Here is a 15,716-nt window from a genome sequence, read left to right as displayed (position 1 = left end):
ATCAAACAAACGGGAGGGCACCAATGGCCAAACAAAAAGCCACATCGAAAGCCGTAGCCAAAACCGCGGTGAAGAAGAAATGGACGGGCCTTGGCACGGCAGCCAAATCCACAGCCCGCAAGACCATCGCATCAAAAGGCCGCGTCGCCACGGCCAAGTCGAAGGCGGCAGCCAAGCCAGCGGCCAAGGCCGTAGCAAAGCCGAAGGCGCGGCCGAAACAGCGCATCGCCATCAGTCATCACCGCGATGAGGATTTCAAGGCCGACGGCCTGCGCACCTATGCGCAGTATCGCGATCTCGGCATTGCCGCGGCGACCCATGGCCTGGCGCAGGCGCATGTGATCCGGCTGATCGGACCTTGCAACCCCGAGGAAGTTTCAAAACTGCATTACCACGACGTCGAATTCCAGATGGTCTATGTGCTCAAGGGCTGGGTGAAGACCTACATGGAAGGCCAGGGAGAGACTTTGATGAAAGAGGGCGGCTGCTGGACCCAGCCGCCGCGCATCAGGCATCTGATCCTTGATTATTCCGACGACGTCGAATTGCTGGAAGTGATTTTGCCGGCGGAATTCAAGACGGTGGAGCTGGGGGCGTAAGTCCGAGCGAGCGCGAATGTTAGTGTTCGTCATGGCCGGACTTGTCCCGGCCATCTACGTCTTGTCTCGACAAGCAATACGTGGATGCCCGGCACAAGGCCGGGCATGACGAAAAATGGCGCAAGCCGTCCTCACGCCCGCTTCGTCTCCGGCATCACGAACGCAATCAGACAAAGCCCGACGCAGGCAATGCCGGACAGGCCGAGGAAGGCCAGGCTGTGTCCAAACTGGTCGCTGACATAGCCTGCCAACACATTACTCAGCGATGCCCCGATCCCCACTGCCGTCCCCACCACGCCCTGGGCGAGGTTGAAATGGCCGCTGCCGAATGCGATGTCGGCGACGGTCAACGGGATCAGCACGCCGAACACCGCGGCGGTGATGCCGTCGAAGAATTGCACGGCCACCAGAGCGTAGGGGTCGGTGACGGTTGCGAACAGCACGCCGCGGATGGCGAGGGCAGTGAAGCCGATCAGCAGCAGCGGCCTTCGGCCCCATTGCTGGGCCTTGCGGCCAACCGATGGCGAGGTCAGCGCCACGATCGCCTGCGGCAGGATGATGCACGCCGCGATCAGCACCGGCGCCCACTGGGTCGAACGCGTCGTCACGATGCCGGCCATCAAGGGCAGCATCGCGGCGTTGGCGAGTTGCAGCAACATCACGGCGCCGGCAAAGATCAGCAGCGGGCGCTGGCGCAGCAGATGCAGCACGCTGGTGGCTTCAGGATCCGGCTTGGCGCGGACGATCGCGCCATGGGCCTGCTCCGGATCGATTTCGCGATCCTTGATCCGGGATAGCGCGATTATGGTGAAGATCACCAGAACGAAAGTGGCCAGAAACACCGAGCGGCTGGAGATGAAATAGCCGCAGGCCCCCATCAGCGCCGCGGCGACGCCGTTGCCGATTGACGCGAACCGCGCATTGCGCCCGAGCCGTTCGCCGATCGCGGCCGGTCCGACCAATCCAAGGCTGATCGCGGCGATTGCCGGGCCGAGCACGCAGCTCGCCATGGCGTGCAATGTCGCCGCCGCCGCGATGACGGGAAAGATCGGCCATGCCGCATAGGCCAGTGCTGCGACCCCGATCGCTGCGACCGCAAAACCGGCGACCAGCCGCTCTCTGCGGGCGGCGTCGATGATGGCGCCGCCCGGCATCTGGCCGATCAGCCCGACAATGCCGCCGATCGACAGCACCAGCCCGATCTCGACCTGGGTCCATTTCTGCGTCGTGAGGTACACCGCGACGAACGGACCAAAGCCGGTCTGGACGTCGGCGAGAAAGAAGATGAACCAGTCGAGGCCGCGCTGGCTTTGCGCCGAAGGGTGCGGCTCGGGCGATGCCGGCGGCGGTGACGTGTCGCCGCGTTCATCGGTGGACGGCGCGCTCCGCGTCTCACCGGCAAAATCCTTGGCAAGATCTTTGCCAGAATCTTTGGGATATGGGTTCGGGCGCGCGGACAGTGGAATTCTCCTCCTCCGTCAGTGGTCGAATTGCAGCGGCTGCAGACTGCCGGAGGCGCCAAGCACCACGATCGGCGTATCTTCCTTGTATTCGGGTGCGGCCTTGACCTGTTCCAACGTCAACTCGAGCGTCATGCTTTCCTTCTTGTTGGTAACTTGTCCGAAGTGGAGTGCGTTCCAGTCGACGACGATCTTTCGGCTGCCGACGCCGAGAAAGCCGCCGAAATCGATCACCGCGGCGCGCACGGTTCCGGAGCGATCGACGATCACGTCGACGATGCGCCCCATGTTCTCGCCGGCCGTGCTGCGGACATCGCGTCCGAGAATCCCGCGTGCGTCCGCCGCGCGGATGACCGTGACGGAAGGCGGGGGCACCGGTTCTTTCGGCGCATCCGGCGAGCTCTTTGCCGCCGGACTTGGTGTGGCGGGGGCCGGTGAGCTCTTGTCTGGTTCCTGCGCGACCGCCAGTGCGCCGAGGGATATCGCGCTCCACACCAGAACGGCTGCCGTGATCTTTTGCCCTGAACGCATGCGGTCTCCTGAAGCTCTTCACGGTTGCGCAGAGGTGACGAACCGGCCACAGCCGGTTTCGCCATCCATTTTCGCCGATACGATCGCCGTCAGCGCGACAACACGATCGAGACCTGAACGCGGCCGCGCGTCCGCATCATTTCGAGCGATACGTCGTCGCCGTGACGGCGCAGGCGAAGATCGACGCTGCTATCGCCAAGCCGCAAGTCACGCAGCACGACCTCGTTCAGGAATTCCGGCAGACGCGGATTCCGCAGGCGGATTTCGCCGGCCCGCGCATCGAATTCCAGGCCGAGCGAAGCTTCCAGCAGCGTGAACGGCGTCGCGCTCGCCCATGCCTGCGGCGAGCACGCCACGGGATAGAGCGTCGGGCCAAACCGCCGCTCGCGGTGAAAGCCGCAGAACAATTCTGGCAACCGCCTGAGATCCATGTAACTCGCCGCGCCGAACAACCCCTTGAACAGATGTTCGACTGAATGTTTCAGGCCGTAGCGCGCAAGGCCCAGCGCGATCAGCGCGTTGTCGTGCGGCCAGATCGAGCCGTTGTGGTAGGACATCGGATTGTAGCGGGACTCGCCTGATGCCACGGTGCGAATGCCCCAGCCGGTGAAGAAGCGCGGCCGCATCAGGTCGGCGGCGACCATGCGCGCACGGTCGTCGCCAATGATGCCCGTGAACAGGAGCTGGCCGGCATTGGAGGTCCGCACCTTGCACGGCCGCTTAGCGCCGTCGAGCGCGAGCGCGTAGGTGCCCATGTCCGGACACCAGAACGCCTCCTCAAAGCGCATGGCAAGCTCCGTTGCCTCCTCATCGAGCCTGCGCGCCTTCTCGGCAAAGCCAAGTTGGCGCGCGCAACGCGCCGCCAGCCGTTTGCCAGCGAAGACGTAACCCTGAACCTCGCACAGGGCGATGTGGCCTTCGGCCAACTGGCCATCGGCATGAAAGATCGCGTCGAAGGAATCCTTCCAGCCCTGATTGGCGAGGCCCTGGTCGGACGCGCGCTGATACTCGACAAAGCCGTCGCGATCAGGGTCGCCGGGCCCGTCGATCCAGGCCAGCGCGGCCTCGATCGCAGGCCACAGTTCGCGCAGCGTGTCCTCGTCACCGGTGCGCTCGAAATAGAATCCCGCCAGCAACACGAACAGCGGCGTGGAATCGACGCTGCCGTAATATTGCGCGAACGGCACTTCGCGCAGCGCCGCCATTTCGCCGCCGCGCATTTCATGCAGGATCTTGCCTGGTTCGGCATCGTTCAGGGCATCGACGGCCGTGGCCTGGTACGCGGCGAGGCGTTTGAGCACGCCGCAGGCCACGCGCGGATCGATCCACAGCATCTGCAGCGCTGATATCAGGCCGTCGCGGCCGAACGTAGTCGAATACCAGGGAATGCCGGCATAGGGATAGCGGCCATGCGCGGTGTCGGTCATCAGCATGTTGAGATCGGCCATCGACTGGCACAGCACCTCATTGAAGATGCTGTTCGAGGTTTCGACGCTGGCGGCGCCCGCGGTCGAACGGCGCATTTCGCGGCGATGCGCGAGCAGGCCGTGCATGAACGGCGCCGGCCGGTGCTCCGCTGCATAGTTGCAGGTCACCGCAACGAATACCGAGGTAAGCTGCTGCGGCTCGAGCGCGAAATGATAGCTGCCGCTGTTCACCGCCAGCAGGGTCGGGCGCGGGTCGAAATGCAGATTGGTCGTCCGCGCCTCGCCGTCGAGGCCGTGATATTCGAACCTGACATCGGCGGGGCTGAGCAGTTCGCTGGTGCCGGTGCCGCGGCGCGGGCGCCTCGCGCCGCGCACCTCGAACAGATCGGCGAAATCATTGTCGAACAGGAAGGTCAGATCGATGTGTGCCGCCCGGTCGCCATGGTTCTGGACGGCGACCCGCTGATAGGCGGTGCCGCGCCACAGGAAGATGGTGCGTACGATGTGGATCAGATCCTTCTGCAGGACGATCCGGTCGCCGTCATAGATGTCGGGATTGGTGAGGTCGATCGTCAGCGCGGAGTTGTCGTCGCGCAGGTTGGAGCCGAGCAGTAATGGCTGAGTCTGGTTCAGCAACAGCTCGAGCCGCGCCAGATAGCGGGTGTCGGCATTGAACAATCCATCGGGTCCACCGGCGGAAGCGCCGATGTCGCCGTGGCTGTCGAGGACGATGAACGTATCGTCATGCTTCAGGGTGCGGCGCGGCCGTGCGGCCTGGCCGGTCATCGGAATGTAGAACGGCGATTCCGTGATCTGCTCCGCGAGAGGAGCATCCGCCCGCTGGACGTTGGCTTTGGTGGCCATGCGTAACCTCTATCTTAACCCCTGCGGATACCGCCCCGCGCGCCGCGACGCCGACCTGACTGTACTCTATTCGTGGCCGCGATTTCAGGCTGCGTGGACCGCGAGACGGTTCATTTCCTGTGTCACGAGCTGCCGGTACGGACCGGTTTCGCGCATCAGGCGGTCCGGAGGGCCATCCTCGATGATCTTGCCGTCCCTGAGAACCACGACGCGATCGAAATGCCGGAGCGTGGCGAGACGATGGGCGATCGCGATCACGGTGCGGCCGCGCATCAGGCGGCCGAGCGCCTCGCGGATCGCTTCCTCGGACTCGCCGTCAAGCGCGGCCGTCGCCTCGTCGAGCAGGAGGATCGGCGCGTCCTTCAGGAACGCGCGCGCGATCGCGATGCGTTGCCGCTGGCCGCCGGAGAGCTTGACGCCGCGATCGCCGACCATGGTGGCAAGGCCGTCGGGCAGGTTTTCGACGAAGTCACATCGCGCCGCGATCGCCGCGCGCAGGACCTCGTCGTCGCTCGCCGTCGGACGGCCATAGCGGATGTTCTCAAGGATCGTGCGGTGGAACATCGAGATGTCCTGCGGCACGACCGAAATGGCTTCGCGGAGGCTTTGCTGGGTGACGCGCGAAATATCCTGGCCGTCGACGGTGATGCTGCCATTGTCGACGTCATAGAAGCGCTGCAACAGCACAAACAGGCTGGATTTGCCGCCGCCGGATTGGCCGACCAGGCCGACGCGCTGCCCGGGTTTGAGATTCAGGTTGAATTTGTCGAACACCTGGACGCCGCCGGGATATCCAAACGAGATATTCCCAAAGGCGATGGCGGCACCGCTCTTGATCAGCGGTTCGGCCTCGGGATGGTCGCGCAGCTCATGCGGTTGCAGCAGCGTCGCGATCGCCTCCGAAAGCCTGGCCGTGTGCTGGGTGACATCGACGAGTGCTACCGCCAGATCGCGGGTCGCGTGCAGGATGGATAGGCCGAGCGTGCAGACCAGCACCACGTCGCCGGTCGTGGCCTGGCCGCTCTGCCACAGCGTGACCGCCCAGTACAACAGGGCCACCGTCAATGCCAGCGTGATCACGGCATGGGTGAGCCGAAGCTTTTCCAGATAGCGCAGGCTGCGGCCCCGCGCGGTCAGTTCGCGGTCGACGGTGTTGTCGAAGCGGTTGTGCTCATGGTCGAGCCCGCAGAACGCCCGCACCAGCGGCATGTTGTTGATGACGTCGACCATTTCGCCGTCAACGGCGGCGGCCTTGTCGGCATAGTCGTCATGTAACGGCTTGCCTGCGGCGGCGATCCGGAACATGGCGATCAGGACCACGCTTGCGATCACGATCATGCCGGCCGCCATCGGCAGGCTGACGGTTCCAATCAGCGCGATTGCCACAATTGTGGCGATGCAGGGCGGCAACACGTTCCATACGAACATGTTCTCCACCGTGAATACGGCATTGGAGGTGGCCGTGATCCGGCTTGTCAGCATGCCCGGGAGCCGGTCGATGAAATAGCTCGGGGCGTGCCCGGTCAAATGGCGGAACATGTCGCGGCGCAGATCGCCGGTGACGCCGACGAACGTGAAGCTCGCTGTCCAGCTCGCGATGCGCCACAGCAGGACGTCGGAACCAATCAGCGCTATGAGAAAAACGAATGCCAGCCATACACCGCCGCCATGCGCAGGTCCGGCGGCGAGGGCGTCGACCAGATACTTCACGCCGTATTGTGTGCCGACCGAGCAGGCAACGGCTGCCACCACCGTGAACAGAATCACCAGATGCGCCGCGGGCCGCCGGCGCAGATAGCGCATTACAAAGGGGAATGGTCGGTTCGCGTATCCCGATAGATTGTCCATGTGTCTGCTAAACCTGTTGGAGATTAACGGGAAATCCTGGCGGAACCCCGACCCTGTCGACGGCCGTCATTCGAATGGCGCGGCAACGCCTCAACTGCACAACAATTTCGCAGCAAAGGTTGTTCAAGAAGTCTGATCACGTGTGATGGCATCAGCAAGACGACAGTGTGAGAGAAGTGCGCACCAATGTGGGAACTTCGCATCTGCGTAAACGTTCCCGCTCTGGCGATGCCGCGCCACGAGGGTTGAGGGCTTTCACAGTAAAATCACGATCAGGAGGTTGTTAGGATGCGCATCGCGCAGGTTGCTCCGTTGACGGAGGCTGTTCCGCCCAGGCTGTATGGCGGCACCGAACGCGTCGTCTATTGGCTGACCGAGGAACTGGTCGCCCTGGGCCACGAGGTCACGCTATTCGCCAGCGGCGATTCCCGAACTTCCGGCAAACTGGATGCGACATGGCCGAAGGCATTGAGGCTGGACGGGTCGGTGCGGGATCCGAACGCACTTCACATGCTGATGCTCGAGCGCGTGCGGCAAAAATGTGACGATGAAGAATTCGACTTTCTTCACTTCCATCTCGACTACTATCCGTTCTCGCTGTTCGCGCGGCAGCCGACGCCGTTCGTGACCACGTTGCACGGCCGGCTGGATCTTCCCGAGCATCAGCCGGTGTTCGCGACATTCTCGAAGATTCCGCTTGTTTCGATCTCAAATGCGCAGCGGCGGCCGGTGCCGAAAGCGAACTTCATCAACACCATCTATCATGGCCTGCCGGAGAAGCTGCTGACGCCCCAGGCCGTGAAGCCGAGCTATCTTGCCGTCCTCGGCCGTATCGCGCCGGAGAAGGGCGTGGACCGGGCGATCAGGATCGCGATCCGCTGCGGCATCCCGCTCAAGATTGCGGCGAAGGTCGATCGTGCGGACCAGGAATATTACGATGCGGTCATCAAGCCGATGATGAATCATCCGCTGGTCGAGTTTATCGGCGAAATCGGGGACCACGAGAAAGCCGATTTCCTGAGCGGGGCGATCGGGCTGCTGCTGCCGATCGACTGGCCCGAGCCGTTCGGCCTCGTCATGATCGAGGCAATGGCCTGCGGCACGCCCGTGATCGCCTACAACCGTGGATCGGTTCCTGAAATCATCGACGACGGCAAGACTGGCTTCATCGTCGAGGATGAAATCAGCGCGGTCGCCGATGTCGGGCGGCTGGGGGAGCTGGATCGCCAGGCCATTCGCACGCATTTCGAGACGCGCTTTACGGCTCGCCGAATGGCGCTCGACTATGTCAACACCTATCAGGGCATGATCGACGCGGTGAAGCCGCGGATGAAACTGGTCAGCAGCGCGGAGTAGAGAGGGCGGTTTCCGTGAGGACGCCCATCGACGTCTCCGACGATGGCCTGTGCCATCGTCGGAGTCTTCACCGGCGGCGTGCAACACGGAACTATTCAGACGCTCGCGCGGTTCCGTCGACGGGGATCAATGTCGGGCGCTTTGGGCTGTGCTCCTCGACCCATTTTTCGACCCGCTTGCGAACGCCCCGCTTGGGCCGTTGCACGGCATGGCTCTCGGAGGAACGAAACAGCGCGTAGTCGCGGCCGAACAGCCAGCGCGACATCTGAAAGACGCCGTGGGTGATGAACAATGCGGCGACCACATCAATCGAATAGTGATAATGGCCCAGCAGCACGACGGAGCCAAAGAACACGGTCAGTGCCAGGTAGAACGTCCGCCATGGCGGGATGTGCCAGAGGGCAAGCGCGGCGAGGAACGGCAGGCCGGTATGGCCGGAAAAGAACAAGTCGCCGCCGTAAAAAATCGAGTTGAAAAACGGCGCCGGCTGCTGCGGATCGATCGGCGACGGCGCCATGTGGGTGAGCGCCACGAAGACGGCGCGGACCACCAGGAACAGCGCCGTTGCCTTCAGCGCGAACGGCAACCGGTTCGGCCGCCAGGCCAGCAGCCCCGCCGTGATGACGAAGGCCGTGAACGTGCCGTAGATGAACAGAAAGCGGACGTTGTAGGGCCCGACGCGGCTCAGCACAAAATCGGTGACGTGGTTGCTGGCATGGACCGTGGCATAGGTGACAGCGGCGAAGATCGCGATGCTGCTGGCAGAAAGAAAGGCGGCGCCTTCGCATAGCGAGCGGACATACGCGCGCGTACCAAACAGCGTGCGGTAAAGCCGCATCGTGTCCTGCATTGTCCCTGCGCCTCCGTTCGCGGTAGTCGGCGACGATAGGTGCGGCGGGCTTCGTCGCTCGGGCCGCTGGATATCCTTTACTTCAGCGTTACCGTAATGCGAGGCGAAGTATCTGCATGTGAACTATGCCACACCTCGTCGATTTTTGCCGCTACCCGTTAGCTCATCACCCCCCACGATTGTGCCCATCAGGCAGGTGGCCAGCGTATCCGACACGACCGATTTGGCGCGATAGCGCCACCAGCATCAGCGGCATGGGGACGTCCGCTTTCAACAGGTGATCTTGCCCGTCGCAAAATGCTGTCCCTTCGCGCACGACAAATGCAAGCTGCCACCGGATATGTTCGACAATTCCTCTTCGCCAAGTTCCATCTCGACGACGATGAGTGAACGTTTGGCGCGTTCGTTGTTCGGGTGCGTTGGACCAAGGTCGCGGATTTGATTGTGCATGTGACTCTCCTGGAACCGTTTGGGAAGGGCCGTTCCGTCATTTCACGGTCGCAGGAGTAGCCGGTGCGGCTCGTTGTCGCTGTGAGGAGCCTCACACAGCGAACCTCCCAACGAATTCCAACGATGAAGTGGCGTGCGCGTCCTAGCTCATCACCCCCACGATCGCGCCCATCAGGCAGGTGGCCAGCGTGCCCGACACGATCGATTTCAGCCCGAGCGCGTTGATTTCTTCGCGGCGGTCGGGCGCCATGGTGCCGAGGCCGCCGATCATGATGCCGAGGCTGGCGAAGTTGGCAAAGCCGCACATCGCATACAGCATGATCAGCCGCGACCGCGGATCGAGCGCATCAGGACCGAGCTTCGATAGATCGACATAGGCGATCAACTCGTTGAGCACCGTCTTGGTGCCCATCAGGCTTCCCGCCGTGATCGCCTGCGGCCACGGCAGGCCCAGCAGCCAGCATACCGGCGCCATCAGATAGCCGAGCAGCCGCTGCAGCGAAATCTTGGCGCCGCCGATCTCGGGCAACAGGCCGAGGATGGCGTTGGCGAGATAGACCAGCGCCACCAGCACCAGCAGCATCGCGACGATGTTGAGCAGCAGCTCCAGCCCGGACGTGGTGCCCTTGACGATCGCGTCCATGGTGCTCTTCACTTCCGTATCCGTGTTCGCCAGCATTCCGCCGGTTCGCTTGTCGGAAGTTTCCGGCACCATGATCAGGCTGATCAGGATCGCCGCGGGTGCGCCGAGCACCGAGGCAATGACGAAATGCGCCGCCGCATCCGGGATCAATGGCGCCAGAAACGTAGCGTAGAGCACCAGCACGGTGCCGGCGATACCCGCCATTCCGCCGGTCATCACCATGAACAATTCGCTGCGGGTGAGTTGCGAAAGGTACGGACGGATGAACAGGGGCGCCTCGACCATGCCGAGGAAGATGTTGGCGGCGGCGGAAAGGCCGACCGCGCCGCCGACGCCGAGCGTGCGTTCCAAAAGCCAGGCCATGCCGCGCACGATCGGCGGCAGCACCCGCCAGTAGAACAACAACGTGGTCAGGACGCTCATGACGAGGATGATCGGCAGCGCCTGAAACGCCAGGATGAAATCGGCGCCCGGCGCCTTGAGGTCGAAAGGAAGCGTGCCGCCGCCGAGATAGCCGAACACGAAGGAGGTGCCGGCGCGGGACGCCGCCGCGATGGTATTGACCGCGTCATTGACGGCGCTGAACGCCTTTGCGACCAGCGGCAGCTTGAGCAGCGCCAGCGCGGTGACCACGGTAACCGCAAGCCCGACCGCCATCTGCCGCCATGACACCGCGCGGCGGTTCTCGCCGAGCGCCCACGCGATTCCCAGCAACGCCAGCACGCCGAAAGCCGATTGCAGTTGCAGCATGATCCCAAAGTCCCCCGGTCGATTATGGCAGCGGGGGACTTGCAAGCGCAATGCCGGGCAGCCCGTCGCCGCCTGGCATTGGCAGCCCGTGGGCATTGACAGGGGGATCAGGGTCGTTCACGGCGTAATCAACAACAATGCGAGCGGACCCGGGCAACGGCTCACGCTTCGAAAGCAGGATACCGGCCTCACCATGTCTTCCCTGATGCCGGTCGGCGCCGGCGATCTGCTCAGGCATCCATCCTTCCTGTCGTTTCTGCTGTCGCGCAGCCTGTCGCGCTTCGCCAGCCAGATCGGGGCCGTCGCCATCGGCTGGCAGGTCTACGACATGACCGGCAGCGCGTTCGATCTCGGCATGATCGGACTGGTTCAGTTCCTCCCCACAGCGCTGTTTCTGTTCGTGGCCGGCCATGCCGCCGACCGCTACGAACGCAAACGGGTGGTGCGACTCTGCCAGATCGCCGAGGGGCTGACGGCGCTGTTTTTGGCCTGGGGCGCCTATGCGGGCTTCCTCACAGTGACGCAGATATTCATCGCGTCCTTCGTGCTCGGCATAGCCGGCGCTTTCGAAAGCCCGGCATTGGCCGCGCTGCTGCCGCTGATCGCGCCGAAAGGCTCGCTGCAGCGCGCCACCGCGGTTTCGAGCGGCGCGGCACAAATTGCCACCATTGCCGGTCCCGCGCTGGGTGGGCTGGCTTACGCCCTCGCGCCAAGCGCGGCCTACGGGGGCATGGCCGCGTTTTTCCTGTTCGGCGCCGCAATCGTGGGCGCGATCAGGCTGATACAGCCGGCCGTGGTGCGGGATGCCGCGACATCGGATGATATCTTTGCCGGCGTCAAATTTGTCCGCAACAACCCGGCTATCCTCGGCACCATCTCGCTCGATCTGTTCGCGGTGCTGCTCGGCGGCGCCACGGCGCTGCTGCCGATCTATGCGCGCGATATCCTTCAGACCGGCCCGCTCGGTCTCGGCATCCTGCGCGCCGCGCCCGCCATCGGCGCGCTGCTGATGACCGCGTTCCTGGCGCACCACACCATCAACCACCGCGTCGGAATACGGATGTTTCAGGCCGTGATCGTGTTCGGCATGGCGACGGTGGTGTTTGCGCTGTCGCACTGGATGTGGCTGTCGGTGCTGGCGCTGGTGGTGCTGGGCGCCGCCGACGTCGTCAGCGTGGTGATCCGCTTCTCGCTGGTGCAGCTCGCAACGCCGGACGAAATGCGGGGCCGGGTCGGCGCGGTCAATTTCCTGTTCATCAATGCTTCAAACCAGCTCGGCCAGTTCGAGAGCGGCGTTACCGCAGCACTGTTCGGCGCGATGCCGGCGGCCGTGCTCGGCGGCGTCGGCACGATAGCGATCGCGCTATTGTGGATGAAGCTGTTTCCGACGCTGCGGGATGTGGAGAAGCTGGAGTAGGGGGCCGCGTAGCAGACGTCTCGCGTCACACTCAGTGTCGTCGCCCGGCTCGACCGGGCGATCCAGTACTCCGCGGCAGTTGCGATCGATCCGAAATGTCCCGGCGTACTGGATCCCCCGCTTTCGCGGGGGATGACAGTCGTGGGTGCCGCGCTATGCCCGAGTCACGAGAGAGCCTAGCCCCGCCCGACGAACGGCATCTTGGTCGCCATGACCGTCATGAACAGCACGTTGGCATCCAGCGGCAGGCCGGCCATGTAGGCGACGGCATCGCCGACCGCCTTCGCATCCATGCGCGGCTCGTGTTTCATCGTGCCGTCGGGCTGCATCACGCCGGGGCCGGCGACCATGCGGTCGGTCATCGGGGTTGCGGCGTTGCCGATGTCGACCTGGCCGACCGCGATGTCGTACATGCGGCCGTCGAGGTTGGTGGCTTTGGTCAGGCCCGTGATGGCGTGCTTGGTCGAGGTGTAGGCCGACGAGAACGGCCGCGGCGCGTGCGCGGAGATCGAGCCGTTGTTGATGATGCGGCCGCCGCGCGGGTTCTGGTCCTTCATGATGCGGAAGGCGTGCTGGGTGCACAGGAACGGGCCGGTGAGGTTGGTGTTCACCACCGCCTGCCACTGCTCGAGGCTGAGATCCTCGAAGTTCACCGGCGGCGCGCCCATGCCGGCATTGTTGAACAGCACGTCGAGCCGGCCGTAGGTTTCCTTGACCTTGTCGAACAGCGCGGCGATCGAGGCCGGGCTCGTCATGTCGGCGGAAACGCACAGGCTCTTGCCGACATTGTCGCCGAGCTTCTTGGTCTCTTCCAGCATCTCCATGCGGCGCCCTGCGAGCACCACGGTGAAGCCGGCATTCATCAGCGCTAGCGATGCCGCGCGTCCGACGCCGGTGCCCGCACCGGTGACGACTGCGATCTTGTTTGCTGCTTCGGCCATTGTTTCCTCGCCTTTACTTCTTTGTTTCTGTTTCTGACTTGTAGGGTGGTCTTGGAATATTCTGGTGCGCCGCGCGCAGCGCCGCCGACCAGCGCGAACGCAGATCGTGGAAATAGGGCTCGCCGGCCTCGATGCGGTGATTGAGGTCGGCCTCGCAGGCATCCGCGCGCACCACCAGCACGTCGATCGGCAGGCCGACGCCGAGATTGGAGCGCATCGTCGAATCCATCGAGATCAGGCTGGTCTTCAGCGCCTCGTACAGTTCGACGTCATAATGCATGGCGCGATCGAGCACCGGCTTGCCGTATTTGTGCTCGCCGATCTGCAGGTACGGCGTGTCGGTGGTGCATTCGATGAAATTGCCGGCGGTGTAGACCATGAACAGCCGCATCCGCGAGCCCTTGATCTGGCCGCCGAACAGGAACGAGACGTCGAAAGAGACGTCTTCCGACCGGAGCGCATCGCCCTCGGTGGCGTGGACGCTGCGGATGGCGCGCCCGATGCGCTGGGCGGCCTGGAACATGGTCGGCGCATTCATCAGCGTTTCGACCTCGCCGGAGTGCGGGTCCTCGATGCCCTCGGTCAGGGTGGACAGCACCGACTGGCTGATCGCCAGATTGCCGGCGCTGGCGATCGCCATGATCCGCTCGCCCGGTTTTGAGAAAATGTGCAGCTTGCGAAAGGTCGAGACGTTGTCGAGGCCGGCATTGGTGCGGGTATCCGCGATCATGACCAGACCGTCCCGTACCAGCACTCCGCAACAATAGGTCATTCCACGTCCCCGAAACCGTCCGAATTACCGGCGGGGCACTAGTAGCCAATTTTTCGGGGGCATCCAACCCCAATTCCCCAGGCCGTGGCATGCGCTGGATGGGTAAAAAGACGCCTTGAAAGGGTGGCTGCGCGGAACGAGGGCTCGATCGGCGCTTGATCGGTGCTGCGAACCGAACCCAACGACACGCCTCCGTCGTTCTATTTACCACCGACAAGGAGGTTCTTGTAGATTTTCCCGTCCTTCATGATGACGACGAAATTCTTTGCCGGGTCTTCGATCAGCTTGATGTTCTCGACGGGGTTGCCATCCACCAGCAGCAGGTCGGCCAGCGCGCCTTCTTCCACTACACCGAGCTTGCCGGGATAAGGATTGCGAAGCCCGGACATGGCAAGCAGTTCGGCGTTTGTCGATGTCGCCATGATCAGCGCTTCGGCAGGGGTGTACCAACGGGTAAGCGAGGCGAGAATTGCCCCTTGTTGTTGCGCCAGTTCGCGGGAGAACAGCACATCCGTGCCCCACGCCGTCTTGATCTTGTATTTCTTCGCCATCTCATAGGCTCGGGCTATCCCGGGCCAGACCTCTTCCGCTTTGGCTCGCTGGACAGAACCCTCCGGAAGGCCCAGCCTCATTCCCTCCGGCAGTGGCTGCATGCTCAGCCAGACACCCTTGTCCGCGATCAGTTTTGCGGTTGCCTCGTCCATCAGAAAACCGTGCTCGATACACCTCGCGCCGGCCGCAATAGCGCTCCGGATCGCAGTCGACGTAAAGGCGTGCGCGGCGACGTATGTCCCCCAATTTTCGGCCGCTTCGACCGCGGCGCGCATTTCGGCCTCCGTGAAAGTCTTAACGTCGATCGGACTGAAGGGGGACGACACCCCGCCGCCCGCCGTCAACTTGACTTGTGAGGCGCCCTGCATGAGCTGTTCGCGTACGCGTACGCGAACCTCGTCAGGACTGTCAGCAACGATGGCGCCGCCGATCTGCTCCATGCGGGTAAGCATGCCGCCGATCGTCCGCGGCAGATCAGTCAGCTGCCGGAAATCCCCATGCCCGCTCGTGACCGTGATCATGGCGCCGGACGGATAGATACGCGGGCCCTTGACGATGCCTTCGTCGATGGCGCGCTTGAGGCCAAACACCGGCCCGCCCACGTCGCGAATGGTGGTGAAGCCGCGCATCAACGTGTCTGTCGCTTCGTCGCCAGCTACCAGATTGTTGAAGCCGACGTCACCGAACGCCTCTACCGGGTTCGTGCGGATCAGCATCGCGTGCCAATGCGCATCGATCAGGCCCGGCATCAGCACGCGGCCGGCACCATTGATCGTTGCGGTTTGAGCGTCGGCCGCGATCGAGGCCGTCGAAATCTTCTCTATCGTGTTGCCTCGGATCAGGACGTTGGACGGCGCTGAAAGCGCACCGCTCTTTCCGTCGAAGATCCTGACATTCTGAAATAATGCAGCTTGCTGGGCCTGCGCGGAGGGCGGGGCGGAGAAGCTCGTCCCGATTGCAGCCAGAACTGCCAGCACGGAACTGCCGGGCAATATTCTCAAGCCAGACATTCTCATAGCCGCGTATCCCCCGTTATCTGATCTGGTTATCTGTTCTCATTGCGCCTGATGATCTTGAGAACCCAGAAGATCACGCCGGCAATCAGGGACAGGACGCCAAGAAACGATAATGCCGTTGACTCGAGGTTCATGCCTGCGACCAGCAACACGCATCCCAGGACGATCAGAAGCAGACCGCCGAGCTTCTTCGCGAGAAAAACCGATCCTTCGTCAGCACGTGCAACCATAGCGACCACT

Annotated in this window: 14 protein-coding genes; 3 read left to right on the top strand and 11 right to left on the bottom strand. The window is 63.2% G+C overall.

Going from position 1 to position 15,716, the window contains the following annotated elements:
• Positions 1-23: 23 nt before the first annotated feature.
• Positions 24-599, top strand: a complete 576-nt coding sequence (locus JQ641_RS12495; protein ID WP_211996271.1) for a cupin domain-containing protein — start codon at positions 24-26, stop codon at positions 597-599.
• A 131-nt stretch (positions 600-730) separates the two neighbouring features.
• Here JQ641_RS12495 and JQ641_RS12490 read toward each other — a convergent pair whose 3' ends face one another.
• The 4 genes from JQ641_RS12490 to JQ641_RS12475 all read right to left on the bottom strand — a co-directional run bounded on the left by JQ641_RS12490 (position 731) and on the right by JQ641_RS12475 (position 6,729).
• The gene (locus tag JQ641_RS12490) at positions 731-2,065 is read right to left on the bottom strand and encodes an MFS transporter (RefSeq protein ID WP_349628551.1); all 1,335 of its coding nucleotides are present in this window, start codon (positions 2,063-2,065) and stop codon (positions 731-733) included.
• 12 nt (positions 2,066-2,077) lie between these two features.
• Positions 2,078-2,590, bottom strand: a complete 513-nt coding sequence (locus JQ641_RS12485) for a PRC-barrel domain-containing protein (RefSeq protein WP_211996270.1) — start codon at positions 2,588-2,590, stop codon at positions 2,078-2,080.
• Between the two features lie 89 nt (positions 2,591-2,679).
• Positions 2,680-4,881 (bottom strand): amylo-alpha-1,6-glucosidase, encoded by a 2,202-nt coding sequence (locus tag JQ641_RS12480; RefSeq protein WP_211996269.1) that lies wholly within the window; start codon positions 4,879-4,881, stop codon positions 2,680-2,682.
• 84 nt (positions 4,882-4,965) lie between these two features.
• Positions 4,966-6,729, bottom strand: a complete 1,764-nt coding sequence (locus tag JQ641_RS12475) for an ABC transporter ATP-binding protein (protein ID WP_211996268.1) — start codon at positions 6,727-6,729, stop codon at positions 4,966-4,968.
• 288 nt (positions 6,730-7,017) lie between these two features.
• On the opposite strand from JQ641_RS12475, the gene JQ641_RS12470 reads away from it, so the two are divergent.
• On the top strand, positions 7,018-8,085 hold the full coding sequence (locus JQ641_RS12470; protein ID WP_211996267.1) for a glycosyltransferase family 4 protein: 1,068 nt from the start codon (positions 7,018-7,020) through the stop codon (positions 8,083-8,085).
• A 91-nt stretch (positions 8,086-8,176) separates the two neighbouring features.
• On the opposite strand, the gene JQ641_RS12465 is transcribed toward JQ641_RS12470, so the two are convergent.
• The 3 genes from JQ641_RS12465 to JQ641_RS12455 all read right to left on the bottom strand — a co-directional run bounded on the left by JQ641_RS12465 (position 8,177) and on the right by JQ641_RS12455 (position 10,778).
• On the bottom strand, positions 8,177-8,935 hold the full coding sequence (locus JQ641_RS12465) for a phosphatase PAP2-related protein (protein ID WP_211996266.1): 759 nt from the start codon (positions 8,933-8,935) through the stop codon (positions 8,177-8,179).
• A 270-nt stretch (positions 8,936-9,205) separates the two neighbouring features.
• Complete coding sequence (locus JQ641_RS12460) at positions 9,206-9,385, bottom strand: hypothetical protein (protein ID WP_211996265.1); 180 nt, start codon at positions 9,383-9,385, stop codon at positions 9,206-9,208.
• A gap of 142 nt (positions 9,386-9,527) precedes the next feature.
• Positions 9,528-10,778 carry a NupC/NupG family nucleoside CNT transporter gene (locus tag JQ641_RS12455; protein WP_211996264.1) on the bottom strand — a complete coding sequence of 417 codons (1,251 nt, stop codon included), beginning with the start codon at positions 10,776-10,778 and terminating at the stop codon, positions 9,528-9,530.
• Between the two features lie 193 nt (positions 10,779-10,971).
• Here JQ641_RS12455 and JQ641_RS12450 point away from each other — a divergent pair, with 193 nt between their 5' ends.
• Positions 10,972-12,195: an MFS transporter gene (locus tag JQ641_RS12450; protein WP_211996263.1), complete on the top strand. Its 1,224-nt coding sequence runs from the start codon at positions 10,972-10,974 to the stop codon at positions 12,193-12,195.
• Positions 12,196-12,371: 176 nt separating this feature from the next.
• On the opposite strand, the gene JQ641_RS12445 is transcribed toward JQ641_RS12450, so the two are convergent.
• The 4 genes from JQ641_RS12445 to JQ641_RS12430 all read right to left on the bottom strand — a co-directional run bounded on the left by JQ641_RS12445 (position 12,372) and on the right by JQ641_RS12430 (position 15,706).
• Positions 12,372-13,136: an SDR family oxidoreductase gene (locus tag JQ641_RS12445; protein WP_211996262.1), complete on the bottom strand. Its 765-nt coding sequence runs from the start codon at positions 13,134-13,136 to the stop codon at positions 12,372-12,374.
• A gap of 13 nt (positions 13,137-13,149) precedes the next feature.
• The gene (locus JQ641_RS12440; protein ID WP_192734068.1) at positions 13,150-13,908 is read right to left on the bottom strand and encodes a proteasome-type protease; all 759 of its coding nucleotides are present in this window, start codon (positions 13,906-13,908) and stop codon (positions 13,150-13,152) included.
• Between the two features lie 200 nt (positions 13,909-14,108).
• The gene (locus JQ641_RS12435; RefSeq protein WP_249150380.1) at positions 14,109-15,476 is read right to left on the bottom strand and encodes a metal-dependent hydrolase family protein; all 1,368 of its coding nucleotides are present in this window, start codon (positions 15,474-15,476) and stop codon (positions 14,109-14,111) included.
• A 29-nt stretch (positions 15,477-15,505) separates the two neighbouring features.
• Positions 15,506-15,706, bottom strand: coding sequence for a hypothetical protein (locus tag JQ641_RS12430; RefSeq protein ID WP_211996261.1), 201 nt, complete (start codon positions 15,704-15,706; stop codon positions 15,506-15,508).
• Between the last annotated feature and the right edge of the window lie 10 nt (positions 15,707-15,716).

It is taken from the genome of Bradyrhizobium sp. JYMT SZCCT0180 (genome assembly GCF_018130165.1).
Classification (GTDB): domain Bacteria; phylum Pseudomonadota; class Alphaproteobacteria; order Rhizobiales; family Xanthobacteraceae; genus Bradyrhizobium.
This window is presented reverse-complemented; position numbering and strand designations above follow the sequence as displayed.

Coding starts and splice junctions, on each gene's coding strand:
- JQ641_RS12450 (WP_211996263.1), top strand. CDS start 10,972: ATGTCTTCCCTGATGCCGGTCGGCGCCGGCGATCTGCTCAGGCATCCA.
- JQ641_RS12480 (WP_211996269.1), bottom strand. CDS start 4,881: ATGGCCACCAAAGCCAACGTCCAGCGGGCGGATGCTCCTCTCGCGGAG.
- JQ641_RS12485 (WP_211996270.1), bottom strand. CDS start 2,590: ATGCGTTCAGGGCAAAAGATCACGGCAGCCGTTCTGGTGTGGAGCGCG.
- JQ641_RS12445 (WP_211996262.1), bottom strand. CDS start 13,136: ATGGCCGAAGCAGCAAACAAGATCGCAGTCGTCACCGGTGCGGGCACC.
- JQ641_RS12455 (WP_211996264.1), bottom strand. CDS start 10,778: ATGCTGCAACTGCAATCGGCTTTCGGCGTGCTGGCGTTGCTGGGAATC.
- JQ641_RS12470 (WP_211996267.1), top strand. CDS start 7,018: ATGCGCATCGCGCAGGTTGCTCCGTTGACGGAGGCTGTTCCGCCCAGG.
- JQ641_RS12495 (WP_211996271.1), top strand. CDS start 24: ATGGCCAAACAAAAAGCCACATCGAAAGCCGTAGCCAAAACCGCGGTG.
- JQ641_RS12460 (WP_211996265.1), bottom strand. CDS start 9,385: ATGCACAATCAAATCCGCGACCTTGGTCCAACGCACCCGAACAACGAA.
- JQ641_RS12475 (WP_211996268.1), bottom strand. CDS start 6,729: ATGGACAATCTATCGGGATACGCGAACCGACCATTCCCCTTTGTAATG.
- JQ641_RS12430 (WP_211996261.1), bottom strand. CDS start 15,706: ATGGTTGCACGTGCTGACGAAGGATCGGTTTTTCTCGCGAAGAAGCTC.
- JQ641_RS12440 (WP_192734068.1), bottom strand. CDS start 13,908: ATGACCTATTGTTGCGGAGTGCTGGTACGGGACGGTCTGGTCATGATC.
- JQ641_RS12435 (WP_249150380.1), bottom strand. CDS start 15,476: ATGAGAATGTCTGGCTTGAGAATATTGCCCGGCAGTTCCGTGCTGGCA.
- JQ641_RS12465 (WP_211996266.1), bottom strand. CDS start 8,935: ATGCAGGACACGATGCGGCTTTACCGCACGCTGTTTGGTACGCGCGCG.